Consider the following 24,174-nt stretch of genomic DNA (forward strand, 5'->3'; position numbering starts at 1 on the left):
GGTCGACGTGAGCGACCGGAGCCTGCCCGCCCGCCCCGTGATCGGGATCCTGCACCCGGGGGCCATGGGCGCCGCCCTCGGGTCGGCCCTCAAGACGCGGGCCGGCGCGGTGATCTGGGCGGCCGCGGGCCGCTCGCAGGCCACGTCGAAGCGCGCCGAGCTGGCCGACCTCGTCGCGGTGCCGGACGTCGGCGAGCTGGCCCGCCGCGCCCACGTCGTGATCTCCGTCTGCCCGCCCGGGGCGGCGCGCGAGGTGGCCGAGCAGGTGGCCGAGGCGGTCGCCGGGCAGGACCGCGTGCCCCTCTACGTCGACGCGAACGCCGTGTCGCCGGCGACCGTCACCGGGATCGGCGAGCTCTTCCCGGACGACGTCGTGGTCGACGGGGCGGTGATCGGCCCGCCGGCGTGGGAGGCGGGCAGCACCGTCCTGTGGCTCTCCGGGCCGCGCGCGGCGACCGTCGAGGCGCTGTTCGCCGGCACCCCTTTCACGGCCCGCACCCTCGGGCCCGAGCTGGGCACCGCCAGCGCGCTCAAGGCCTGCTTCGCGTTGCAGAGCAAGGCGCTGCCGGCGATCTGGCTCGCGCTCGACGAGGCCGCCCACCGCCTCGGCGTCGACGGTCCGCTGCGCGAGGAGCTGGCGCGCACCGGCGTCGACTATCCCACCGAGCTGGCCGCGGTGTCGGCGCGGGCGAAGGAGAAGGGCTGGCGGTGGGTCGCCGAGATGGAGGAGGCGGCGGCCGCACTGGCCGCGGCCGGGGTGCCCGACGGCTTCTCCCGCGCCGCGGCCGAGATGTACCGGCGCGCCTGAGCGCGACTCGCGGGTGCGGGGCTCGCGACTCGCGCGTCCGGGCGGTCAGCTCGAGGGGCCGAAGCGCTCCACGCGGATCCGGTCCGTGGCGACGCCGAGGCCGATGAGCAGGTCCGTCGCGCTGTCGCAGAAGGGCGGCGTGCCGCACACGAAGACCGTCTGCTCGGGCAGCAGCAGCGGCTCGAGGTCCGCCGCCGTGATCCGGCCCGGCGGCCGGGCGTATCCCGGCGGCACCTCACGGGTGTAGACGATCGTGGTCTCCGGTCCCGGCAGCTCGTCGCCGTAGTAGAGCGCGGCCGGGGTGCGGGCCGAGACGATCAGCCGGAACAGGCCCGACCCGGCGATCCGCGCGGACCGCAGCATCGCCATCAGCGGCACCACCCCGGACCCGCCCGCCACCCCGAGCGCCGGGGTCGCGCCGCGCCAGGCGAACCAGCCCCCGATCGGGCCCCGGACCTCCAGCTCGTCGCCGGCCTCGACGACCTCGTGCAGGAACTCCGACACCTCGCCGCCGGGCAGCAGCTCGACGGTGAGGTCGATCTCGTCCGTGCCCGGGACCGAGGCCACCGAGTAGTCCCGCTGGGCGGTGTAGCCGTCCTCCGCGGTCAGCCGCACCACGTAGTACTGCCCGGCGATGTGCCCCGACGCGGCCGGGAGCTTGAGCCGGAAGGTCTTCGCGGTGGGCGTCTCCCGCCGGACGTCGAGGACCGTCGCCGTCTGCCAGGACGCCATCAGTCCCCCTGGTACCGCTGCTCGAGCCAGGGGTCGCCGCGGTCGTGGTACCCGTTGCGCTCCCAGAAGCCCTGCTCGTCCTCGGCCATGACGCGCAGCCCGGAGGCCCACTTCGCGCTCTTCCAGAAGTACAGGTGCGGCACCAGCAGCCGCGCCGGGCCGCCGTGCTCGACGGTCAGGGGCCGCCCGTCCGCCTCCCACACCACCCACGCCCTGCCGCCGGTCACGTCGGCCAGCGGCAGGTTGGTGGTGTAGCCGGTGTGGGCCGTCGCCATCACGAACCTCGCCTCCGGCTGCACGCCCACCGCGTCGAGCAGGGTGTCCACCGAGACGCCGTCGAACGTCATGCCCAGCTTCGACCAGGTGGTGACGCAGTGGATGTCGCCGGAGTAGCGCGACGCCGGCAGGGCGTGGATCTCGTCCCAGGTCCAGCTGCGGGGCCGGTCGACGAGGCCCTCGACGGTGAAGGTCCAGCGGTCGGTGCCGATCCGCGGCGTGGCCTCCGCGTTGAGCACCGGCCAGTCGTCCTTCGCGTCGTACTGGCCCGGGGGCAGGCGCGGATCGCGCGACGCCCGGCCGCGCCCGGTGAAACCTCGGGTGATCGCCATGCCCCGTCCCTCCGCCGGTCGTCCTACCGGGACACAGCATGGCGGACCGTGGCGACATTCCCGCGCACGGTGCGGTGTGAGGTCGGCCGGCGCCTACACCCGGTTCGGCCCGGGCTCGCGGTCCGGCACCACGAACGACGCCGCCGTGCGGACCGGGGCGCCCGGCCGCGTCACGGCGTCGACCACCCGGAAGTCCGCGGTCAGCCGCCCGGGCTCGTAGCGGGCCCGCACGTACCCCCGGCGGTTGCTGCGGAACCGCAGGTGGGGGTTGGTGTGCAGGTCGGGGTGGTCGGTCGAGGCGTCGCCGTCGCCGCTCGAGGTGATCGAGCTGGACACGAGCTCGGTGCCGACGACGGGCGAGTCCGGGTCCCGGTAGTCGGCCTTGAGCTCGTTGGCCCAGTGCGTGTGGACGTCCCCGGTGAGGACGACGGGGTTGCGCACGCCGGCGTCGACCCAGCTGCGGGTGACCCGGTCGCGGGAGGCGGCGTAGCCGTCCCACCCGTCCATCGCCAGCCGCTCCGGGGCACCGGGGTCGAGGTCGCGCTGGGCGAAGAAGACCTGCTGGCCCAGCACGTCCCAGCGCGCCCGCGAGCGGCGGAAGCCGTCGGCGAGCCACCGCTCCTGCGCCGCGCCGGGCAGCGACCGGGCGGGGTCGAGCCGGGCGGTGCAGTCGACCCGCCGGCCGTCGCCGCACGCCTGGTCGTCCCGGTACTGGCGGGTGTCGAGGAGGTGGAAGGTGGCGAGCCCGCCCCACTCGACCCGCCGGTAGAGCTGCATGTCGGGGCCGCGCGGCACGGACGTGCGGCGCAGCGGCATGTTCTCGTAGTAGGCCCGGAAGGCGGCGGCGCGGCGGGCGAGGAAGGCCGTCCGGGACTGGCCGTCCTCGGGTTCGGCACCGGCCCAGTTGTCGTCGACCTCGTGGTCGTCCCACACCACCAGCCAGGGCGCGACCGCGTGCGCGGCCCGCAGGTCCGGGTCGGTCCGGTACTGCGCGTACCGCTGGCGGTACTCCGCCAGGTCCGTCGTCTCGGGGCCGGCGACGGACCGGACCGCCTGCTCGGGCGTCGGGTACTCGTACTGGTAGTCGCCGAGATGCAGGACGAGGTCGGGCTCGTCCTCGGCGAGCCGGCGGTAGGCGGTGAAGTACCCGATGGGGTAGTTCGCGCACGAGGCGACGCAGGTGGTCAGCGCCGGCCCGAGCGCGCCCGGCGGGGGAGCGGTGCGGGTGCGGCCCGCGGGGGAGACGGACCCGTTCGCACGGAAGCGGTAGAAGTACTCGCGCCCCGGCGCCAGGCCGGTCGCCTCGACGTGCACCGCGTGGGCGAACTCGGGCACGGCGTCGACCGTGCCCCGCTGCTCGACCGCGGTGAAGCGCTCGTCCCGGGCGATCTCCCACTCCACCGGCACCACCCGCGCGGGCATCCCGCCCCGGCCGTCGGCGGCGAGGGGCTCCGGCGCGAGCCGCGTCCACAGCACGACGCCGTCGGGCGTGGGGTCCCCCGAGGCGACGCCGAGGGTGAAGGGATCGCGGGTCGCCGGTCCGGACGCGGCACCCGCCGCGAGGACGCCGGTGGCGGCGGTGGCCCCGAGGAGGAACAGGCGGCGCCCGAACGGCGGGAGCGTCGAGCTCCCCGTGCGACGGGCCGGGGACGGGCGCCCCTGCGCGCGGGTGGTTCCCACCCCACCTCCCCGTGATCGACCGTGGTCCGGCTCAGCGCGCGGCGAGCCCCGGCAGCCTACGGTCCAGGGCGAGCGCCCCGAACCCCAACCCGACGAACAACACGGCCACGACCAGGCAGTTGACCGCGACCCGGGCGTACCCGTGCGCGACGACGTCCACGAACGGGTAGGGGTACCAGTCGATCATCGCGCCGCGCACCAGCGTGAACGCCAGCCAGGCGAGCGGGTAGCCCGCCGAGATCAGCACGACCTCCCGGTCCACCAGCCCGCGCGGCCCGAGCAGCAGCCACCCGACGACGGCGAGCAGCGGCGTGACCATGTGGCAGAGCACGTTCGCGACCTGGTGCAGGCCGCGCGGGTCCGCGGTCTGCGCCAGCACCAGGTTGTAGACGATGCCGGTGACCGCGATGCCCACCACGGCGTCGAGCAGCAGGACCCGCATCGCCGGGGAGTCCCGCTGGGGGTCGACCGCCAGGAGCACGTGCGCGACCCCGACGAGCAGGTTGCTGAGGATCGTGAAGAAGGCGAACACGTTGGCGACCCGGGCGCCGGTGCTCGTGAAGTACGCGTGCGGGGCCGGGTCCAGCGCCGTGGCCACGCCCTGCAGCGCGACGCCGAGCAGCGCGAACGCCGCCACCAGCCCGAACCACGGCCGGGCGAGCGGGAGGAAGCGGACCACCGGGGGACTGTAGCCGCGGATCGCCGATCGTCGTGCCGGAACGCCGGTGACTGCCCGGGCGGCCGGTCCGGCGGGCGCGCTCGGCCGCGGTGTGGCAGAACTCCAGCATGAGCGACTTCCTGGCCCCGCCCGTCCCGGTCGTCCCGGCGCCGTTCCACACCCCGGAGCGGGAGAAGCTGCAGGAGCAGGCGCGGGCCTTCGCGGCCGAGCGGGTCCTGCCGCTCGCCGACCAGCTGGACAAGGTCAAGGGCGAGATCCCGCGCTCGCTGCTCGACGAGATGGCCGAGCTCGGCTACTTCGGCATCACCGTGCCGCGCGAGCACGGCGGCCTGGGGCTCGGCGCCTTCGAGTACTGCATGATCGCCGAGGAGCTCGCCCGCGGGTGGATGAGCGTCGGCAGCATCATCGCCCGCGCCCAGGGCGCCGGCACCGGCGTGGCCGACGGGTCCCGCCGGGCCGAGCTGCTGCGCCGCAGCGCCGCCGGCACCTGGATCGGGGCCATCGCCCTGTCCGAGCCGGACGCCGGATCGGACCTCGCCGCCGTCGCCACGCGGGCGGTCCGGGACGGCGACGACTTCGTGATCACCGGGCGCAAGCGCTGGACCGGCAACGCCAAGGCCGCCGACTTCATCCAGGTGCTGGTGCGCACCGAGGACCCGCAGCCGGGGGAGCGGCGCTCGGCGGGCCTGGCGACCGTCGTCGTCGAGAAGGAACGCGACTCCTTCCCGGAGGGCGTCACCGGCCGGCCCATCGACAAGATCGGCTACCACGGGTTCGTCACCTGGGACCTCGAGTTCGACGGCCTGCGGGTCCCGGCGGGCAACCAGCTCGCGTCCGGGGACCAGGGGTTCGCCGACACCCAGCAGTGGCTCAACATCGCCCGCGTGCACACCGCGGCCCGCGCGGTCGGACTGGCCCGGGGCGCCGTCGAGGACTGCATCGTCTACCTGCAGGAACGCGAGCAGTTCGAGCACCCCATCGGCGACTTCCAGGCCGTCCGGTTCAAGCTCGCCACCATGGCCGCGAAGGTCGAGCAGGCCCGGTCCTTCTACCAGCACGTCGCGCACCGGCTGGACCAGGGCGAACCGTGCGAGCGCGAGGCGGCGATGGTGAAGCTGCTGGCCACCGAGATGGCCGCGGAGGTCACGGGCGACGGGATCCAGCTGCACGGCGGCAACGGCTACACCACCGAGCACCGGGTCGAGCGCTACTGGCGCGACGCCCGGCTCACCACGATCTTCGAGGGCACCAGCGAGATCCAGCAGAAGATCATCGCGGACCGTCTGCTCCCGCGCAGCCCGCTCGGCTGACCCGGACCGGCGCCCCGGCCTGCCGTGTTCACCGGGTTGGTGGAGCGGCAGTCCGGGGTGCCGGATGGCATGGTGCCCTGATGTCCCGTGACGCGCTGCTGCGCGAGCTGCGGGCCTGCGTGACCACCACGGAGCAGCTCCGCGACGACGAGCTCGCCCGCCACGCACAGGCCCACGACGCCTCGCACTTCCACCTGCTGCCGACCGCGGTCGTCGTGCCGCGCGGCGCGCCCGAGGTCGGCCGGTTGCTCGCGCTGAGCCACCGCACGGGGGTCCCGCTGACCTTCCGCTCCGGCGGGACCAGCCTGTCCGGGCAGGCGGTCACCGACCAGCTGCTCGTCGACACCCGCACGCACTTCCGCGAGGTCGAGATCCTGGACGACGGGCTGCGGGTGCGCGTGCAACCGGGCGTCACGGTCCGCCAGCTCAACGCCCGCCTGGCCCGCCACGGCCGCCGCTTCGGCCCCGACCCGGCCAGCGAGGCGGCGTGCACCGTCGGTGGCGTCCTGGCCAACAACGCCAGCGGCATGGCCTGCGGCACCGTGGAGAACAGCTACCGGACGCTGGAGTCCGTGGTCGCCGTGCTGCCGTCGGGCACCGTGATCGACACCGGCGCCCGGGACGCCGACGAGCGGCTGCGCGCCCTCGAGCCGGACCTGGCGAAGGGCCTGCTGGAGCTGCGGGACCGGGTGCTCGCGAACCCGGCGTCGGTGGCGACGATCGAGCGGCAGTTCGCGATGAAGAACACCATGGGCTACGGGCTCAACGCACTGCTCGACCACGACACCCCGGCCGCGATCCTGACCCATCTGCTGGTCGGCAGCGAGGGCACGCTGGCGTTCGTCGCGTCCGCGGTGTTCCGGACGGTCCCGTTGCGGACGAAGATCTCCTCCGCCCTGCTCGTGTTCGACGACCTGGTCGCGGCCAGCGAGGCGCTGCCCGCCCTCGTCGCCACGGACGCGGCGACCCTGGAGCTGATGGACGCCACCTCGCTGCGCGTCGGCCAGTCCTTCGCGGACTGCCCGCCGGAGGTCGCCCGGATCGCGGTCGACGCCCAGGCCGCGCTGCTGCTCGAGTACCAGGCCACCGAGGAGGCCGAGCTGGCCGAGCGGGTCGCCGCCGCCGGGCCGACGCTCGCCACCCTCCGCACCGCCGAGCCGGTGCGGCTGTCCACCGACCCCGGCGTGCGGGGTCCGCTGTGGAAGCTGCGCAAGGGCCTCTACTCCTCGGTCGCCGGCGCCCGGCCGCCGGGGAGCACGGCGCTGCTGGAGGACGTCGTCGTCCCCGTGCCGGCCCTGGCGGAGACCTGCCGGGAGCTGGCGGTGCTGTTCGACCGGTACGCCTACCGCGACAGCGTGGTCTTCGGGCACGCCAAGGACGGCAACATCCACTTCATGCTCACCGACCGCTTCGAGACGGACGAGCAGCTCGGCCGGTACCGCGACTTCACCGAGGACATGGTCGACCTCGTCCTCGGCCACGGCGGCTCGCTCAAGGCCGAGCACGGCACCGGGCGGGTCATGGCGCCGTACGTCCGCCGCCAGTACGGCGACGAGCTGTACGCGGTGATGCAGGAGATCAAGCGGCTCGTCGACCCGCACGGCGTGCTCAACCCGGGCGTGGTGCTCAGCGACGACCCGGAGCTGCACCTCAAGCACATCAAGCTGAACCCGGAGGTGGACCCGGAGGTCGACCGCTGCACGGCCTGCGGGTTCTGCGAGCCGGTGTGCCCGAGCCGCGACCTCACGCTCACGCCCCGGCAGCGGATCGCGGCCTGGCGGTCGATCCGCGGGGCGGAGCTCGCCGGCGACGACGCGCTCGTCGAGCGGATCCGCGCGGACTACGAGTACCAGTCGGTGCAGACCTGCGCCGTGGACGGGATGTGCCAGACCGCCTGCCCGGTGCTGATCAACACCGGGGACCTGGTGAAGAAGCACCGCCGGCGGGAGCAGCCGAAGGCGACCGCCGCGGCCTGGACCACGGCGGCGAAGCACTGGGGTGCGGTCACCCGGGGCGGCTCGCTCGCGCTCACGGCCCTGGCGAAGGCGCCCGAGGCCGTCGATCCCGCCGTCACCGCGGTCAATCGCGCGGCCCGGGCCGTGGCCGGCGCGGAGCACGTGCCGCTGTGGTCCTCCGAGCTACCGGGCGGCGGACCTCGCCGGGCCAGACCGGCGCCGACGGGGGCGCCGGCCGCGGTCTATCTCCCGTCCTGCGTGAACACGATGTTCGGTCCCGCCGGAGACCTCGCGGGAGACCCCGTGGGTCCGGGGGTGCAGGCGAGCGTCGAGGCGCTCTGCCGGGCGGCCGGGGTCGCACTGCTGGTGCCGGAGGGCATCGACGCGCTGTGCTGCGGGACGCCGTGGTCGTCCAAGGGCCTGCCCGACGGGTACGCGGCGATGCGGGAGCGGGTCCGCCCGGTTGTCCTGGCGGCGACCCGGAACGGCGCGCTGCCGGTGATCAGCGACGCCTCGTCCTGCAGCGAGGGCTTCCAGGGGCTCTTCGCGGACACGGGGATCCGGGTCGTCGACGCCATGCGGTTCGTGCTCGACGAGGTGCTCCCACGGCTGGGCGAGCACGCGAAGGTGCCGTCCGTGTCCGTGCACCCGACCTGCTCGTCCGTGCGGATGCAGCTCGATCCCGCACTGCTCGCCCTCGCCCGCGAGGTGGCCGACGAGGTGCACGTCCCGGACGAGTGGGGCTGCTGCGCCTTCGCCGGCGACCGCGGCCTGCTCCACCCGGAGCTGACCGCCTCGGCCACCGCGCGGGAGGCCGCGGAGGTCCGTGCGCGGGACGCGACCGCCCACGTGTCCTGCAACCGCACCTGCGAGCTCGGCATGACGCGGGCGACCGACCGGACCTACCGGCACGTCCTCGAGCTGCTCGCGTCCCTGGCGGTGGGAGCGGACGCCACGTCCGCTCACACCTGAGGAGCGGACGTGCCGCTCGCCCGGTCGGTCAGGAGTCGCCGAAGCCGGTGATCCACACGACGGCCTCGCCCGCCTCGTCCGAGGCGGCGAGGTCGACCTCGGCGGTGATGGCCCAGTCGTGGTCGTCCTCGGGGTCGTCGACGACCTGACGGACCAGCCAGCGCTCCGGCTCCTCGACGATGTCGATCATCTTGGGGCCGCGGGCGTCCGGCCCGATCCCGACGCCGCCCAAGCCGTGCAGGTCGAAGAAGGGCCGGAAGGCCTCGCGCCAGCGCTCCGCGGTCCAGCCCGCCTCCTTGTCCAGCTCGCCGAGCAGGTCCCAGCGCTGCAGGGACGCCAGCTCCACGCGGCGGAACAGCGCGTTGCGGACCAGGACGCGGAAGGCGCGGGCGTTGCGGGTGACACCGGCCGGGCGCCCGGAGAGATCGGCAGGGTCGAGCGACGGCGGCGCGGACTCGTCCTCGACCCCACCGCCGGCGGCGAGCTTCTCCCACTCGTCGAGCAGGCTGGAGTCGACCTGCCGGACCAGCTCGCCGAGCCACTCGATGAGGTCGGTCAGCTCGTCCGTGCGCGCGTGCTCGGGCACGGTCTGCCGCAGCGCCCGGTAGCAGTCCGCCAGGTACCGCAGGACCAGACCCTCGGACCGGGCCAGCTGGTAGAAGGCCACGTACTCGTGGAAGGTCATGGCCCGCTCGGACATGTCCCGCACCACGGACTTGGGCGAGAGCCGGGCGTCCTCCACCCACGGCGCCCCGCGCCGGTAGGTCTCCAGCGCCCCGACCAGCAGCTCCTCGAGCGGCTTGGGGTACGAGACGTCCTCGAGCAGCGTCATCCGCTCCTCGTACTCGATGCCCTCGGCCTTCATCGCCGCGACGGCCTCGCCCTTGGCCTTGTTCTCCTGCGCATGGAGCACGGGGCGGGGGTCGTCGAGCGTCGCCTCCACCACCGAGACGACGTCGTGCGCGTACGACGGCGACTCCCGGTCGAGCAGGTCGAACGCGGCCAGTGCGAAGGGCGAGAGCGGCTGGTTGAGCGCGAAGTCCAGCTGGAGGTCGCCGACGAGCCGGACGGTGCGGCCCTCGGCGTCCGGCCGGTCGAGCTTCTCCACCACACCCGCGGCGAGCAGCGCCCGGTAGATCGCGATGGCGCGCAGGATGTGCCTGCGCTGCCGGGAGCGCGGCTCGTGGTTGTCCTCGAGCAGGTGCCGCATCGCGGTGAACGCGTCCCCGGGCCGGGAGATCACGTTCAGCAGCATCGCGTGCGTGACGCGGAAATGGCTGGTGAGCGGCTCGGGCTGGGCCGCCTGCAGCTTCTCGAAGGAGGTCTGCGACCAGCCGACGAAGCCCTCCGGCGGCTGCTTGCGCACCACCCGGCGGCGCTTCTTCGGGTCGTCGCCGGCCTTCTGCAGGGCCTTGTGGTTCTCGATCTCGTGCTCGGGCGCCTCGGCGACGACCGTGCCGACGGTGTCGTAGCCCGCCCGCCCGGCGCGCCCGGCGATCTGGTGGAACTCGCGCGCCTTGAGCGGGCGGGTGCGCCGGCCGTCGTACTTCGACAGGCCCGTGAACAGCACCGTCCGGATCGGCACGTTGATCCCGACGCCGAGGGTGTCCGTGCCGCAGATGACCTTGAGCAGGCCGGCCTGGGCGAGGGTCTCCACGAGCCGGCGGTAGCGGGGCAGCATCCCGGCGTGGTGCACACCGATCCCGTGCCGGACCAGCCGGGAGAGCGTCCTGCCGAACCCGGCGGTGAACCGGAAGTCGCCGATCAGCTCGGCGATCGCGGCCTTCTCCTCCTTCGAGGTGACGTTGACGCTCATCAGCGCCTGCGCCCGCTCGACCGCCGACTGCTGGGTGAAGTGCACGACGTAGACCGGCGCCTCGTGCGTCTCGAGCAGCTCCGTGATCGTCTCGTGCAGCGGGGTGAGGACGTACCGGTAGTGCAGCGGGACGGGCCGCTCGACGGAGGTGATCTCCCGGGTGGCCCGGCCCGTGCGCCGGGTGAGGTCGTCCCGGAAGAAAGAGGTGTCGCCCAGCGTGGCGCTCATCAGCAGGAACTGCGCCTGGGGCAGTTCGACCAGCGGCACCTGCCAGGCCCAGCCGCGGTCCGGGTCGGCGTAGAAGTGGAACTCGTCCATCACGACCGACCCGACGTCCGCCTTCGCGCCCTGGCGCAGCGCGATGTTGGCCAGGATCTCCGCGGTGCAGCAGATGATCTCCGCGCCCTCGTTCACCGCGGCGTCGCCGGTCAGCATGCCGACCTTGTCCGCGCCGAACACCTCGATGAGGTCGAAGAACTTCTCGCTGACCAGCGCCTTGATCGGCGCGGTGTAGAAGGTGCGGGCCCCGCGGGCGAGCGCGGCGGCGTGCGCCGCGATCGCGACGAGCGACTTCCCGGACCCGGTGGGGGTGGAGAGGATGACGTTGCCGCCGGTCGCGATCTCCAGCAGCGCCTCCTCCTGGGCCGGGTAGAGCGAGAGGCCCCGCTCCTCGAAGGCCCAGTCCGCGAACACCTCGACCAGGGCGTCCGGATCCTCGCCCACGGGGAGGCGGTCGGTGAGCAGCGCGGCGGAGGTGGCGGTCATGATGCCGCCGATTGTCCACGAGTCCGTCCGCGCGGGCCGACCTGCCCGGCCGCCCCCGGCACGCACACCACCATCCGCCGCAGATCGCCGTTCCCTGGGCGCGCTGCCACCGCCGTAGGGCCGATCAGGTGACACTTCGCCCGTTCGGCCGTTTACCGTGGGATCCGTGACAGGGCGGGGAGCGGGCGGCGGCATGCCCGACGTCGTCCCGCCGATGCTCCCCGCGCAGGGGGACCTGGCCGACGGCGAGCGGGGCGACTGGGCGGTCGAGTTCGCCTGGGTGGGCTTCCGCTGCGTCGCCTACGTCCGCCCCGGCCACGTCCGGCTGCTGTCCTCGACCGCCCGGAGCGTGACCCGCAGCTTCCCGGAGCTCGCCGTGCTCGGCGAGCGGGTGCGCGGGTCCGGCATGGTGCTCGACGGCGTGGTCGTCGCCCTGGACGACGCCGGCCGGCCCAGCCGGCGCCCGCTGATGCGCCGCACCTCGACCGTGACGCCCTCGGAGTCGCTGCGCGCCCGGGTGCCCGTCGGGTTCGTGGTCACCGACCTGCTCTGGCTGGACGGCCGCCCGCTGCTCCGGCGGCCCTACGCCGAGCGGCGGCGGCTCCTGGAGGGCCTGGACATCGCCGGGCCGCACGTGCTGGTGCCGCCCTCGCACCCCGCGTCGGAGGCGGGGTTCGTCATGGAGGCCGCCGAGCGCTTCGGTCTCGACGGGCTGCACCTCAAGCGGGTCGACGCCGCGTACAGGGCCGGCCGGCGCACCCGGGACTGGTTGCGGGTGCCGCTGCGCCGCGCGCGCCCAGTCGTCGTCGGGGGCTGGATGCCGGCCGAGCGGAACCGGCCGGGCCGGGTCGGGGCGCTGCTGCTGGGCATCCCGGAGACCCCGCCCGGGCCGGGGGAGCCGCTCGGGCCGCTGCGGTACGTCGGCCGCGTCGGCATCGGATCGGGGGCCGCCCGGCGGGAGATCGGCGAGCTGCTGCGGACCCTGAACGCGCAGGTGCCGGCGTTCGTGGCCGGCGGCCCGGGCGCCGTGCCCGAGGCGGTGGCGGACGACGCGCGCTGGGTCGTGCCCCGGCTCGTCGGACAGGCGGAGTACCAGGGCTGGACCCGCGGCAACCACCTGCGGCTGCCCGTGTGGCGGGGCGTCCTGCGCCCCGGCGAGGTCGCACCGGAGGACTGGGCCGGCACGCCCTGGGACCGCGACGGTGCCGCACCCGCCGAGGACGGCACCCAGGTCTGGGGGCCCGCCCGCCGCGGCGAACGCGTCCGCACGCCCCACGAGCACGGCCGGCCCACCGGACCCGCGCCCGCACCCGCGCCGCCGGACCCGGAACCGGCCGCGCTCCCGCCGGTGCCCGACTCGCCCGTGGTGACACCGCCCGCCCCGGCGAGCTCGCTGAACCGCAGCCTCGAGCAGCACTTCGTCTACAACGCGTTCAACACCATCGCCGCCCTGATGCGCACGGACCCGGCGCAGGCCCGCGACCTGCTGCTCGGCTTCGCCGACCTGAGCCGCACCGCGGACCGGGTGGGCACCCCGGAGATCCCGCTGGCGGACGAGCTGGCCGCCGTGCGCGCCTACCTTGCGATCGAGCAGGCCCGGTTCGGCCGCCGCCTCGAGACGGAGGTGACGGTCGACGACCGGCTCACCGGACAGCTCGGCGACCTGGCCGTCGCCCCGCTGCAGGTGCTGGTCCTCGTCCGCGAGACGGTCCAGCAGCACATCGAGCCGCGCCCGGAGGGCGGTGCGGTCACGGTGCACGTCGGGCCGGACGGCGGGGGCGGCGCCGAGGTCGTCGTGCGCGACCGGGGACACGGCGAACGCAGGCTGCGGCTGCCGGCTCCCGCGGCCTGCACCGGCTGAGACCACCCCGCCGTGTGAACGGTGTGTGACGATCTCTCCGGGCAGCGGTGACGGGGCGGCGCCGGTCTGGGCGGGCGATCAGGAGGACGCTACGGTTCCGCGCATGCTCGGACTCCCCGCCGGCGCACGCGCCTGTCTGTTCGACCTGGACGGTGTGCTGACCGACACCGCCAGCGTGCACGCGGCCTCGTGGAAGACGATGTTCGACGAGTACCTCGCGAAGCGGGAGGGCCCCGGCTACCGGCCCTTCGACGTCGCCGCCGACTACGGGCCCTACGTGGACGGCAAGCCGCGGCTGGAGGGCACCCGCAGCTTCCTCGCCTCGCGCGGGATCACGCTGCCCGACGGCACCCCGGACGACCCGCCCGACGCCGAGACGCTGTGGGGCCTGTCCACCCGGAAGAACGACCTGGTGCAGGTCGTGCTGCAGGAGAGGGGCGTCGACGTCTACCCGGCCTCGCGGCCGTACCTGGAGGCCGTGCGGGCGGCGGGGCTGAAGGTGGCGGTGGTGTCCTCGTCGGCCAACGCGGAGCAGGTGCTCGACGTCGCCGGGCTGTCCGACCTCATCGACCACCGGGTCGACGGCGTGGTCGCGCGGGCGCGCCACCTGCCGGGCAAGCCGAAGCCGGACACCTTCCTCGCCGCCGCGCAGGACCTGGACGTCCCGCCGACCGAAGCGGTCGTCTACGAGGACGCGCTGGCCGGGGTCGAGGCGGGCCGGGCGGGCGGGTTCGGCCGGGTCGTCGGCGTCGACCGGCTCGGGCAGGCCGAGAAGCTGCGCGAGCACGGCGCCGACGTGGTGGTGTCCGACCTCTCCGAGCTGTTGGAGGACCAGTGGTGAAGCCGGACGCGGGCCGCACCTTCGCGGTCGAGCCCTGGGTCGTGCGGGAGCCGACGCTCGACATCGCCGCGATGGGGCAGACGGAGTCCGTCTTCGCGCTCTCCAACGGCCACATCGGGCTGCGCGGCAACCTCGACGAGGGCGATCCGCACCACCTGCCCGGGACCTACCTGAACTCCTTCTACGAGGTCCGGCCGCTGCCCTACGCCGAGGGCGGCTACGGCTACCCGGAGTCCGGGCAGACGATCATCAACGTCACCAACGGCAAGCTGATCCGGCTGCTGGTCGACGACGAGCCCTTCGACCTGCGCTACGGCAAGCTCCGCCGGCACGAGCGGGTGCTCGACCTGCGCGCCGGCACGCTGCACCGCGAGGTGGAGTGGGAGTCCCCGGCCGGGCGCGTGGTGCGGGTGCGCAGCACCCGGCTGGTGTCGCTGACCCAGCGGGCCATCGCCGCGATCTGCTACGAGGTCGAGGTGCTCGACGAGGCCGCGCTGCTCGTCGTGCAGTCCGAGCTGGTGGCCAACGAGCAGCTGCCCGCGCGGGGCGCGGACGACCCGCGCCTGGAGGCCGCGCTCACCAACGCGCTGCAGTCCGAGATGTTCCGCGCCGACGAGGCCGGGGCCACGCTCGTGCACAGCACCCGCAAGTCCGGGCTGCGCGTGGCCGCGGCGATGGACCACGAGGTGCACGGGCCCGAGGGCATCAAGATCACCTCGGACGCCACCGAGGACGCCGGCAGCACCACCGTCATCGGGCGGGTCCAGCCGGGGGAGACGCTCAAGGTCGTCAAGTACCTGTCCTACGGCTGGTCGTCGCAGCGCAGCCTGCCGGCGGTCTACGACCAGGTGCGGGCGGCGCTGGCCGCCGCCCGCTACACCGGCTGGGACGGGCTGCTCCGCGAGCAGGCCGACTACCTCGAGGACTTCTGGGAGACCGCGGACGTCGAGATCGACGGCGACGCGGAGCTGCAGCAGGCCGTCCGGCTGGCCACCTTCCACGTGCTGCAGGCCGGCGCCCGCGCCGAGCGGCGGTGCATCTCGGCGAAGGGCCTCACCGCCGACGGGTACGACGGCCACACCTTCTGGGACACCGAGACCTTCTGCCTGCAGGTGCTGTCCTTCCTCGCGCCGGACGCCGCGGCGGACGCGCTGCGCTGGCGGCAGTCGATCCTGCCGCAGGCCTTCGAGCGCGCCCAGCAGCTCGGGCTGGACGGGGCGGCCTACCCGTGGCGCACCATCCGCGGCGAGGAGTGCTCCGGCTACTGGCCCGCCGGCACCGCGGCCTTCCACATCAACGCCGACATCGCCGACGCCGTCCGCCGGCACGTCGCCGCGACCGGCGACACGAACTTCGAGCTCGAGGTGGGCCTGGAGATCCTGGTCGCCACCGCCCGGCTGTGGCGCTCGCTGGGCCACCACGACTCCGCCGGCGAGTTCCGCATCGACGGTGTGACCGGGCCGGACGAGTACTCGGCCATCGTGGACAACAACGTCTACACGAACCTGATGGCGCAGCTGAACCTGCGCTACGCCGCCGAGGTCGCCGCCAAGCACCCGCGCAGCGCGGCCAAGCTGGGCGTCAACTCCGAGGAGATGGCCAGCTGGCGCGACGCCGCGAACTCGATGCGCATCCCGTACGACGACGAGCTGCGCGTGCACCCGCAGTCCGAGGGCTTCACCAAGCACAAGGTGTGGGACTTCGAGAACACCCCGGCCGACACCTACCCGCTGCTGCTGCACTACCCGTACTTCGACCTGTACCGCAAGCAGGTGATCAAGCAGGCCGACCTGGTGCTGGCGATGCAGCTGCGGCCCGACGCGTTCACCCCCGAGCAGATGCGCCGCAACTTCGCCTACTACGAGGCGATCACGGTGCGGGACTCGTCGCTGTCGGCGTGCACCCAGTCGATGGTGGCCGCGCGCACCGGGCACCTGGACCTGGCCTACGACTACCTGGCCGAGGCCGCGCTGATCGACCTCAACAACCTGGCCGGGAACACCGACCACGGCATGCACATCGCGTCCATGGCCGGCACCTGGGTGGCGATCACGACGGGGCTCGGCGGCATGACGTGCGACGCGACCGGCCTGGCCTTCGCGCCGGTGCTGCCCGCCGCGCTCACCCGCATCTCGTTCGGGCTGCGCTGGCAGGGCCGGCACATCCGGGTCACGATCACCCAGGACGACGTGGAGTACCGGCTGGTCAGCGGTCCGCCGATGCGGCTGCGCCACCACGGCGAGCCGGTCGCGCTGGCCGAGGACCCGCAGGTGCGGCCGCTGCCGCCGCCGCCGCCGGTGGACCCGGTGGAGCAGCCGTACGGCCGCGCGCCGCGCCAGCGCCACCACGGGAGCTGAGCCCCGCCCGGGCGGTCGCCGCGAGGTTCGCTCCGCCGGGGGATTGCGCGGGGGCGGCCGGGGTATCTCCCGCCCGTGACCGCAGCAGCAGCCGACGCCCCTGCCGGGCTCGTCCGCTCCGACCCCGCGACCCCGGGGTACGGGCGGCGCCGCTCCGGGCGGGGTTGGGTGTTCCTCGCCCCGGACGGCGGCCGGATCGAGGACCGGGCGGAGATCGCGCGGATCAAGAGCCTGGTCATCCCGCCGGCGTGGCGGGACGTCTGGATCTCGCCCGACCCCCGCGGCCACATCCAGGCCGTCGGGACGGACGACGCCGGCCGCCGGCAGTACCGCTACCACGACGACTGGCGCCGGGCCCGCGACCAGGAGAAGCACGACCGCGTGCTCTCCCTGGGGCTCAAGCTGGCCGACGTCCGCGGGGAGATCACCACGCGGCTGGAGGCCTCCGGGCTGCACCGCGAGCGGGTGCTCGCCGGGGCGGTGCGGATGCTCGACATCGGGGTGTTCCGGGCCGGCGGCGAGCAGTACGCCCCGAGCTGCGGCGACGACGGCTCGGACAACTGCGGGCACGACGGCGACGACCACGACGAGTCCGGCACCTTCGGCCTGGCCACCCTGCGCCGCGAGCACGTCACGCTGCGCCGGGGCCTGATCCACTTCGACTACCCGGCCAAGGGCGGGGTGCCGCGCAAGCTCGACCTGCGCGACCCGCTGCTGCACCGGCTGGTCAACGGGTTGCTGCGGCGCAAGGGTGGCGGCGAGGACCTGCTGGCCTACCGGCTGAACCGGACGAGCTGGCACGACGTGCGCTCCGAGGACCTCAACAACGCGGTGAAGGAGCTGGCGGGGGACCGGTTCACCTGCAAGGACCTGCGCACCTGGAACGCCACCGTGCTCGCCGCGGTGACCCTCGCCGGGGCGGTCGCCGAGGAGGGCCGCGTGCCGTCGGCCAAGCGGGCGCGGGCCCGGTTGGTGCGGCACGCCATCACCACCGTGTCCGACCACCTCGGCAACACCCCGACGGTCGCGAAGAACTCCTACGTGGACCCGCGCGTGGTGGAGCAGTTCGAGGAGGGCCGCACGGTGCTCGTGGCGTTGAAGCGGCTGGAGACCCCGGACCTCACGGACGACCGGAGCCGGGCGGCGGTGGAGCGGGCGGTCGTGCGGCTGATCAGGGGCTGAGCCCCGCGGGCTACTCCTCGCTCATCCGCTGCCTCAGCTGCGCGAGCGTGCGGGCCAGCAGCCGGGACACGTGCATCTGCGAGATCCCGATCTGGTCGGCGATCTGCGTCTGCGTCTTGTTGCCGAAGAAGCGCAGCACCAGGATGGTGCGCTCGCGCGCGGGCAGCTCGTCGAGCAACGGGGCGAGGGTCTGCCGGTACTCGACCTTGTCCAGCTCCGCGTCGGCCTCGCCCAGGGTGTCCGCGAGGGGGGAGTCCGCCCCGGCCACCAGCTCGTCGAGCGACGGGCCGCGGTAGGCCTGCTGCGCGTCGAGCCCCTCCAGCACCTCCTCGGCGGACAGGCCGAGCCGCTCCGCGATCTCCGAGGGCTTCGGGGCGCGCCCCAGCTCCTGCGACAGCGGCCCGATGGCGCCGTTGATGGAGCTCTGCATCTCCTTGAGCCGCCGGGGCACCCGCATCGCCCAGGTGCGGTCGCGGAAGTGCCGGCGCACCTCGCCGGTGATCGTGGGGATCGCGTAGGACAGGAAGTCGACGCCGCGCTCCGGGTCGAACCGGTCCACCGCGTTGATCAACCCGACGGTCCCGGCCTGCTCCAGGTCGTCGACCGGCTCGCCGCGGTTGGCGAAGCGCCGTGCGATGTGCTGCACCACCGGGAGGTGGCCGGTGACCAGCTCGGTGCGCAGCGCGTCGCGCTCCGGGTGGCCGGCGGGGAGCGCCACGAACTTCTCGAACAGCGGGGCGAGGTGCGCGTACTCGGAGTCGGCCGCCCGCCCGTTCTGGTCGGGGGCCTGCTCGGGGGCCGGGTCGCGGTCAGCCACGACGTCCCGGCGTCCGGTCTCTGCTGGCTCTGGTGTCCGGCGCCACGCACGGATCTACCCGACCGCCCCGATCCGGAAACGCGGGCGCCGGGCACCCCCCGGACGGGGCACCGGTGCGGAAATGCGGGCGGAACCCGCGCGAGATCGCTGGTAGGTTGGACTGCCGCGCCGTCGGGCGACGAGGGACGACGAGGACGTCGGCCGCGCCGCCGGCGCGCCACATGGACAGATCGAGGGACGACCGGGTCGACCGGCCGATCCGTCACTCCCGCGAAGGACATCTGAGCAGGTGCCGACCTCCGAACCCGCCACGGACGAGAAGCCGCTCGAGCACGAGCGCGCGTACGTCGCGATGCTCTACGAGCGGCTCGACGAGCGCCGCCGGGACACCGCGCGCCGGCTGGCCGACGTGCTGCACGGCGAGACCGTGGGCACGCCGCAGGCACTGACCGAGCGCGACGCCGCCGCCGCCATGTACACGGACCGGCTCGCCGCGCTGCGGGCCGCGGAGCACGGGCTGGCGTTCGGCCGGCTCGACGCGGAGACCGGGGAGGTCCGCTACATCGGCCGGCTCGGCCTGCTCGACGAGGAGCACGAGTACGAGCCGCTGCTGATGGACTGGCGTGCCCCCGCCGCGCAGCCCTTCTACACCGCCACCGCCGCGAACCCCGAGGGCATGCGCCGGCGCCGGCACCTGCGCACCCGGGGCCGCACGGTCGTCGCGATCGACGACGAGGTGCTCGACCTCACGGATGCCTCGGCGCACCGGTCGAGCACGGGGCTGGCCGGCGAGGCCGCACTGATGGCCGCGGTCAGCGAGGCGCGCACGGGCCGCATGGGCGACATCGTCGCCACCATCCAGGCCGAGCAGGACCGGATCATCCGCTCGAAGCCGTCGGGTGTGCTGGTGGTGCAGGGCGGTCCGGGCACGGGCAAGACCGCGGTCGCGCTACACCGCGCCGCGTACCTGCTCTACACGCACCGGGACCGGCTGGCCCGCCGCGGCGTGCTGGTGATCGGCCCGAACCCGACCTTCCTGCGCTACATCGGGCAGGTCCTGCCGTCGCTGGGCGAGACCTCGGTCGTGCTCGCCACCCCGGCGGAGCTGTTCCCGGGCCTGCACGCCCGCCGGCACGAGGACGCCCGCACCGCCGAGGTGAAGGGCCGCCCGGAGATGGCCGCCGTGGTCGCCGCGGCGGTGCGCGACCGCCAGCAGCTGCCGCGCCGGGCGATCGAGCTCGTGGTCGAGCAGCAGCCGGTGCGCCTCGACCGGGAGATCGTCAACCAGGCGCGGTCGCGCGCCCGGCGCTCCCGCAAGCCGCACAACGAGGCCAGGCGCACCTTCCGCACGGAGGCGCTGCGGCTGCTCGCCCAGCAGGTCGCGCAGACCCTCGGCGGCCGGAACCTGCTGGGCAGGCTCGACGTCGAGGACATCCGTGAGGAGCTGGCCGAGGACCCGGCCGTCGCCCGCGAGCTCGACGCGCTCTGGCCCACGCTCACCCCGGAGCAGCTGCTCACCGACCTGTTCGCCGACCGCCGCAGGCTCAACTCGATCGCCCGCCGGATCCCGGCCGAGGACCGGGCGCTGCTCGAGCGGCCCGCCCCCGGCGCGGACGTCCCGGCCGACCTGCGGTGGACCCCCGCGGACGTCCCGCTGCTCGACGAGGCCGCCGAGCTCCTGGGCGACGACGGGTCGGCGGCCCGCGCGGCCGAGCAGGCCGCGCTGCGCGAGGAGGTCGAGTACGCCCAGGGCGTGCTCGACGTGCTGGACCTCGAGGAGGACCTGGACCCGGAGCTGCTGCGCGCCACGGACATCGTCGACGCGGACCGGCTCGCCGAGCGCATGCAGGTGCGGACCTACGAGTCGACCGCCGACCGCGCCGCCGCGGACCGGGAGTGGACCTACGGGCACGTGATCGTCGACGAGGCGCAGGAGCTGTCGGCGATGGCCTGGCGGCTGGTGATGCGCCGGGTGCCGAGCCGGTCGATGACCGTCGTGGGCGACGTGGCGCAGACCGGCGACATCGCCGGGGCCTCCACCTGGTCGGAGGTGCTCTCGCCGTTCGTGCAGAACCGCTGGCGGCTCGAGCAGCTCACGGTGAACTACCGGACGCCGGCCGAGATCGCCGACGTGGCCGACGACGTCCTGGCCGCCATCGACCCGACCCTCACCCCGCCGACCTCCGTGCGCAGCACCGGTGTCCCGCCGCGCGCACTGCCCGTGGCCGCGGGCACGCTGGACGGGTCCGACGGGGTGCTCGCCGGGATCGTCGCCGAGGAGCGGGAGGCGGTGGGCGAGGGGCGCACCGCGGTGCTCGTGCCCGCGGCGCGGGTCGCGACCGTGCGCCGGGCCGTGCTCGGGGACGCCGTCCCCGAGGACCCGGAGGACCTGGAGGCGCCGGTCGTCGTGCTGCCGGTGGGCGCGTCGAAGGGGCTGGAGTTCGACTCGGTCGTGCTGCTGGAACCCGCGGAGGTGCTGGCCGAGAGCCCGCGCGGGATGAACGACCTCTACGTGGCGCTCACCCGGGCCACGCAGCGGTTGACGGTCGTGCACGCCGCGGACCTGCCCGAACCGCTCAAGCGGCTGCGCCGGGCCTGATCCTCGCGCGCCGCCCGGTCGCCTCTCCACAGGCCACCGCGGTGCGTGTGAGGTCCCGGCCCGAGGGGAATCGACGAGGAGTCGGTCGAGGCTGGGGGAGGCAGGATGCGGATCGTCGTCACCGGCGCGACGGGCAACATCGGGACGGCGGTGCTGCGCCGCCTCGCCGCGGAGGACCACGAGCTGGTCGGCCTGGCCCGCCGGGTGCCGGCCGGGCCCCTGGCGGGCGGGCAGCCCGCGGCGTGGCGATCGGTCGACCTGACCCGCGTCACCCCGGACGAGCTCGCCCGGGTCTTCGACGGCGCGGACGCCGTCGTCCACCTCGCCTGGGGCTTCCAGCCCTCGCACGACCTGCGGTACCTGCGGGAGCTCGGCGTCGGCGGCACCCGGCGTGTGGTGGCCGCGGCGGCCGCCGCCGGGGTGCCGCACCTGGTGCACCTGTCGTCGATCGGCGCCTACTCGCCGCGCCGGGACGACGCCCCGGTCGACGAGAGCTGGCCCACCGACGGCGTCCCGACCTCGCGCTACAGCCGGCACAAGGCGGCCGCCGAACGAATCCTCGACGAGGCCGAGGCGGAGGGCGCGGTCCCGACCGTCACGCGGCTGCGGCCCGGGATCGTCGGGCAGCACTCGGCCGGGAGCGCCCTGCTGCGCTACGGGCTGCCGGGACTGGTGCCGGCGCGCGCCCTCACCTGGCTGCCGGTGCTGCCCCTCGACCGCCGCCTGGCGATCCCCGTGGTGCACGCCGACGACGTCGCCGACGCCGTCGCGCGGGTCCTGGACCGGGGCGCCGCCGGCGCGTTCAACCTGGCCGCCGACCCCCCGCTCACCGCGGCCGACATCGCCCGGGTGCTCGGTGCCCGGTTGGTGCACGTGCCGTCGGCGCTCGTGCGCCCGGCGATGTCCGCGGCGTGGCACCTGCGCCTGCAGCAGGTCGACACCGGCTGGCTCGACATGGCCTTCGCGCTTCCCCTGCTCGACACCACGCGCGCCCGTACCGAGCTGGGCTGGAAGCCCACGAAGGACGCCGTCGCGGTGTTCGGCGAGGTGGTCGACGGCATGCGCACCGCCGCGTCCGGGCCGACGGCGGTCCTGCGCCCCCGCACCGTCGCCGGCGCGGTCGGGGACGCCCTGCTCCACGGGCACGTCGGCAGACGGTCCCGGCCGTGAGCGCGGCGCCGCCGCGAACGACCCGCCGGGCCGGCACCGTCCCCGGGTTGGTCACGGCCGCCCACCCCGGACCCGCCGCGGCCGTCACGGTCGTCGCCGCCCTGCTCGCGGTCGACGCCGGTCTGCCGGCCCGCACCGCCCTCGTCGTCACCCTCGCCGTCCTGACCGGCCAGCTCGTCGTCGGCTGGGTCAACGACCTCGTCGACCTGCGGCGCGACCGTGCGGTCGGGCGCGCCGACAAGCCGCTCGCGGCCGGGCGGGTGCGCGTCTGCCCCGTCGCCGTCGCGGTCGCCCTCTCCGGAGCTGCCTGCGTGGTGTTCTCCCTGGCCGCCGGCTGGCGCAGCGGGATCGTCCACCTCGTGCTCGGCGTCGGCTCGGCGCAGGCCTACAACCTGGGGCTCAAGGGCACCCGGCTGTCGTGGCTGCCGTACGCGGTGGCCTTCGGGACCCTGCCGGCCGTGGCCTCCCTCGCCGGCACCCCGCCGGTCTGGCCGCCCTGGTGGACGACCGCCGCCGGCGCCGCGCTCGGGGTCGGTGCCCACGTGCTCAACGCGCTGCCCGATCTCGCCGACGACGTGCGGACCGGCGTCCGGGGGCTCCCGCACCGGCTGGGGGAGCGCGCCGCGAGGCCGTTGGCCGCCGGGTTGCTCGTCGCGGCGTCGGCCCTGGCCGCGTTCGGTCCGGCGGGCAGCCCGCCGGCCTGGGTGTGGGGGGCGCTGGCGGTGGTCGCCGCGCTCGCGGCGGTCGCGCTGGCGGGCCGCGGCCGCCTCCCGTTCCGGGCCGCGATGGCGATCGCGCTGGTGGACGTGGTGCTGCTCGTGGCGGCCGGCTGATGGCCGGGTGGGACCTCGCGATCGTCGGGGCCGGACCCGCCGGCGCGGCCACGGCGCTGGGGGCGCTGCACACCGAACCGGGGCTCCGCGTCGCGCTGCTCGACCGTGCCGGCTTCCCGCGGGACAAGGCCTGCGGCGACGGCGTAGCACCGCACGTGCTCGACCGGCTCGCCGAGGTCGGGGTCACGGGCCTGCTCGACGACCGGGTGCCGGTCGCGCGGCTGCGGCTCGACCGGGGCGGGCGCGGGGTCGACCGGACGATGGCCCGGCCGTCGTACGTCGTGCCGCGCCGGATCCTCGACGCCCGGCTGGTCGAGGCGGCCTGCGCGGCCGGGGCGGTGCTCGTGCGGCACCGGGTCCGCGACCTGGTGCGCGGCCCGGAGGGTGTCGTGCTGGACGGTGCGCACCGGGCGGCGGTGGTCGTCGGGGCCGACGGGGCCGGGTCGGTGGTGCGCCGCCGCCTCGGCCGGCCCAGCGCCCGTCCCGCCCTCGCCCTGCGCGGCTACGCGCCGGTGTCCGCGGGGCGCGAGCACGCCCAGGTGATCGCCTTCGGGACGGCCCGGCAGCCGGCCTACGCCTGGTCCTTCGACCGCGGCGACGGGCTCGCCAACGTCGGGTACGGCGAGGTGCTCGGCGGCGGACCGGCGCCCACCCGCACCGCGCTGCTCGAGCGGCTCGAGGCCCTGCTGCCCGGGGCGAGCCGCGACGGCACCGGCTGGAAGGGCCACCACCTGCCGCTCTCGGGGGCCCGCTGGTGGCCACCCGCCGGCCGCGTGCTCCTCGTCGGCGACGCCGCCGGGCTGGTCAACCCGATGACGGGGGAGGGCATCTACTACGCGGTCGCCACCGGCCTCGCGGCGGGTCGGGCCGCCGCGCGGGCGATCGTCACGGGCCGGGCCGGCACGGCCGGCCACCGCTACCGGCGGGCCGCCCGCGCCCATCTCCTCCCGCACCTGCGCCACACCGCGCTCGCGGCGCACCTTTGCCGCAGTGGACCCGTGCTCGACGCCGGCCTCCGCGCGTCGGTCCGCGACCAGCGGGTCTTCGACGACCTGGTCGAGCTCGGGCTGGCCCGCGGCCGGATCACCGCCGCCGTCGTCCGGGGCCTGGCCGCCGCCCTCCTGCCTGCCGGCCCCGCCGCGCCGGCCCCCACGGATCCCGCCGCCGACCCCGCTGAGGAGAGATGAGC

Annotated in this window: 17 protein-coding genes; 11 read left to right on the forward strand and 6 right to left on the reverse strand. The window is 75.1% G+C overall.

Annotated features, from left to right (window positions below):
- Nucleotides 1-7 precede the first annotated feature (7 nt).
- A complete protein-coding gene (locus tag ACFQH9_RS27825; protein ID WP_379570634.1) occupies nucleotides 8-808 on the forward strand; it encodes a DUF1932 domain-containing protein in 801 nt (266 codons plus the stop codon).
- Nucleotides 809-853: 45 nt separating this feature from the next.
- Here ACFQH9_RS27825 and ACFQH9_RS27830 read toward each other — a convergent pair whose 3' ends face one another.
- From ACFQH9_RS27830 to ACFQH9_RS27845, 4 genes are all read right to left on the reverse strand, one after another.
- On the reverse strand, nucleotides 854-1,540 hold the full coding sequence (locus ACFQH9_RS27830) for a ferredoxin reductase (protein WP_379570636.1): 687 nt from the start codon (nucleotides 1,538-1,540) through the stop codon (nucleotides 854-856).
- Entirely contained in the window at nucleotides 1,540-2,148 is a 609-nt protein-coding gene (locus ACFQH9_RS27835; RefSeq protein WP_379570638.1) for a sulfite oxidase-like oxidoreductase, read from the reverse strand. Before ACFQH9_RS27835 ends, ACFQH9_RS27830 begins: the two co-directional genes overlap by 1 nt.
- Before the next feature lie 93 nt (nucleotides 2,149-2,241).
- On the reverse strand, nucleotides 2,242-3,828 hold the full coding sequence (locus ACFQH9_RS27840; protein WP_379570640.1) for an alkaline phosphatase D family protein: 1,587 nt from the start codon (nucleotides 3,826-3,828) through the stop codon (nucleotides 2,242-2,244).
- Nucleotides 3,829-3,859: 31 nt separating this feature from the next.
- Entirely contained in the window at nucleotides 3,860-4,507 is a 648-nt protein-coding gene (locus ACFQH9_RS27845; protein ID WP_379570642.1) for a Pr6Pr family membrane protein, read from the reverse strand.
- Between the two features lie 107 nt (nucleotides 4,508-4,614).
- Between ACFQH9_RS27845 and ACFQH9_RS27850 the strand changes: the two genes are divergently transcribed.
- Complete coding sequence (locus ACFQH9_RS27850; protein WP_379570644.1) at nucleotides 4,615-5,817, forward strand: acyl-CoA dehydrogenase family protein; 1,203 nt, start codon at nucleotides 4,615-4,617, stop codon at nucleotides 5,815-5,817.
- An 80-nt stretch (nucleotides 5,818-5,897) separates the two neighbouring features.
- On the forward strand, nucleotides 5,898-8,744 hold the full coding sequence (locus tag ACFQH9_RS27855) for an FAD-binding and (Fe-S)-binding domain-containing protein (protein ID WP_379570646.1): 2,847 nt from the start codon (nucleotides 5,898-5,900) through the stop codon (nucleotides 8,742-8,744).
- Nucleotides 8,745-8,772: 28 nt separating this feature from the next.
- Here the strand turns inward: ACFQH9_RS27855 and ACFQH9_RS27860 are convergent, their stop codons facing one another.
- Nucleotides 8,773-11,325 (reverse strand): DEAD/DEAH box helicase, encoded by a 2,553-nt coding sequence (locus tag ACFQH9_RS27860; RefSeq protein ID WP_379570648.1) that lies wholly within the window; start codon nucleotides 11,323-11,325, stop codon nucleotides 8,773-8,775.
- 166 nt (nucleotides 11,326-11,491) lie between these two features.
- On the opposite strand from ACFQH9_RS27860, the gene ACFQH9_RS27865 reads away from it, so the two are divergent.
- From ACFQH9_RS27865 to ACFQH9_RS27880, 4 genes are all read left to right on the forward strand, one after another.
- A complete protein-coding gene (locus tag ACFQH9_RS27865; RefSeq protein WP_379570650.1) occupies nucleotides 11,492-13,186 on the forward strand; it encodes an ATP-dependent DNA ligase in 1,695 nt (564 codons plus the stop codon).
- Nucleotides 13,187-13,289: 103 nt separating this feature from the next.
- Nucleotides 13,290-14,027 carry a beta-phosphoglucomutase family hydrolase gene (locus tag ACFQH9_RS27870; protein ID WP_379570652.1) on the forward strand — a complete coding sequence of 246 codons (738 nt, stop codon included), beginning with the start codon at nucleotides 13,290-13,292 and terminating at the stop codon, nucleotides 14,025-14,027.
- The gene (locus tag ACFQH9_RS27875; protein WP_379570654.1) at nucleotides 14,024-16,384 is read left to right on the forward strand and encodes a glycoside hydrolase family 65 protein; all 2,361 of its coding nucleotides are present in this window, start codon (nucleotides 14,024-14,026) and stop codon (nucleotides 16,382-16,384) included. Before ACFQH9_RS27870 ends, ACFQH9_RS27875 begins: the two co-directional genes overlap by 4 nt.
- A 75-nt stretch (nucleotides 16,385-16,459) precedes the next feature.
- Entirely contained in the window at nucleotides 16,460-17,566 is a 1,107-nt protein-coding gene (locus tag ACFQH9_RS27880; protein ID WP_379570656.1) for a DNA topoisomerase IB, read from the forward strand.
- Between the two features lie 10 nt (nucleotides 17,567-17,576).
- Here the strand turns inward: ACFQH9_RS27880 and ACFQH9_RS27885 are convergent, their stop codons facing one another.
- Entirely contained in the window at nucleotides 17,577-18,383 is an 807-nt protein-coding gene (locus ACFQH9_RS27885; RefSeq protein WP_379570658.1) for an RNA polymerase sigma factor SigF, read from the reverse strand.
- Between the two features lie 352 nt (nucleotides 18,384-18,735).
- Between ACFQH9_RS27885 and ACFQH9_RS27890 the strand changes: the two genes are divergently transcribed.
- From ACFQH9_RS27890 to ACFQH9_RS27905, 4 genes are all read left to right on the forward strand, one after another.
- A complete protein-coding gene (locus tag ACFQH9_RS27890) occupies nucleotides 18,736-20,982 on the forward strand; it encodes a HelD family protein (RefSeq protein WP_379570710.1) in 2,247 nt (748 codons plus the stop codon).
- A 105-nt stretch (nucleotides 20,983-21,087) separates the two neighbouring features.
- The gene (locus tag ACFQH9_RS27895) at nucleotides 21,088-22,152 is read left to right on the forward strand and encodes an NAD-dependent epimerase/dehydratase family protein (protein WP_379570660.1); all 1,065 of its coding nucleotides are present in this window, start codon (nucleotides 21,088-21,090) and stop codon (nucleotides 22,150-22,152) included.
- Entirely contained in the window at nucleotides 22,149-22,985 is an 837-nt protein-coding gene (locus tag ACFQH9_RS27900) for a UbiA family prenyltransferase (protein ID WP_379570662.1), read from the forward strand. Before ACFQH9_RS27895 ends, ACFQH9_RS27900 begins: the two co-directional genes overlap by 4 nt.
- Nucleotides 22,985-24,172: an NAD(P)/FAD-dependent oxidoreductase gene (locus ACFQH9_RS27905; protein WP_379570664.1), complete on the forward strand. Its 1,188-nt coding sequence runs from the start codon at nucleotides 22,985-22,987 to the stop codon at nucleotides 24,170-24,172. The genes ACFQH9_RS27900 and ACFQH9_RS27905 overlap by 1 nt, the downstream gene beginning before the upstream one ends.
- Nucleotides 24,173-24,174: the final 2 nt, after the last annotated feature.

This window comes from Pseudonocardia lutea, from assembly GCF_042658055.1.
GTDB lineage: Bacteria > Actinomycetota > Actinomycetes > Mycobacteriales > Pseudonocardiaceae > Pseudonocardia > Pseudonocardia lutea.

What these genes read in the sequence shown, in the direction of transcription:
- ACFQH9_RS27830 (WP_379570636.1), bottom strand. Translation starts at nt 1,540, where the DNA reads ATGGCGTCCTGGCAGACGGCGACGGTCCTCGACGTCCGGCGGGAGACG.
- ACFQH9_RS27835 (WP_379570638.1), bottom strand. Translation starts at nt 2,148, where the DNA reads ATGGCGATCACCCGAGGTTTCACCGGGCGCGGCCGGGCGTCGCGCGAT.
- ACFQH9_RS27850 (WP_379570644.1), top strand. Translation starts at nt 4,615, where the DNA reads ATGAGCGACTTCCTGGCCCCGCCCGTCCCGGTCGTCCCGGCGCCGTTC.
- ACFQH9_RS27855 (WP_379570646.1), top strand. Translation starts at nt 5,898, where the DNA reads ATGTCCCGTGACGCGCTGCTGCGCGAGCTGCGGGCCTGCGTGACCACC.
- ACFQH9_RS27860 (WP_379570648.1), bottom strand. Translation starts at nt 11,325, where the DNA reads ATGACCGCCACCTCCGCCGCGCTGCTCACCGACCGCCTCCCCGTGGGC.
- ACFQH9_RS27870 (WP_379570652.1), top strand. Translation starts at nt 13,290, where the DNA reads ATGCTCGGACTCCCCGCCGGCGCACGCGCCTGTCTGTTCGACCTGGAC.
- ACFQH9_RS27890 (WP_379570710.1), top strand. Translation starts at nt 18,736, where the DNA reads ATGCTCTACGAGCGGCTCGACGAGCGCCGCCGGGACACCGCGCGCCGG.
- ACFQH9_RS27895 (WP_379570660.1), top strand. Translation starts at nt 21,088, where the DNA reads ATGCGGATCGTCGTCACCGGCGCGACGGGCAACATCGGGACGGCGGTG.
- ACFQH9_RS27905 (WP_379570664.1), top strand. Translation starts at nt 22,985, where the DNA reads ATGGCCGGGTGGGACCTCGCGATCGTCGGGGCCGGACCCGCCGGCGCG.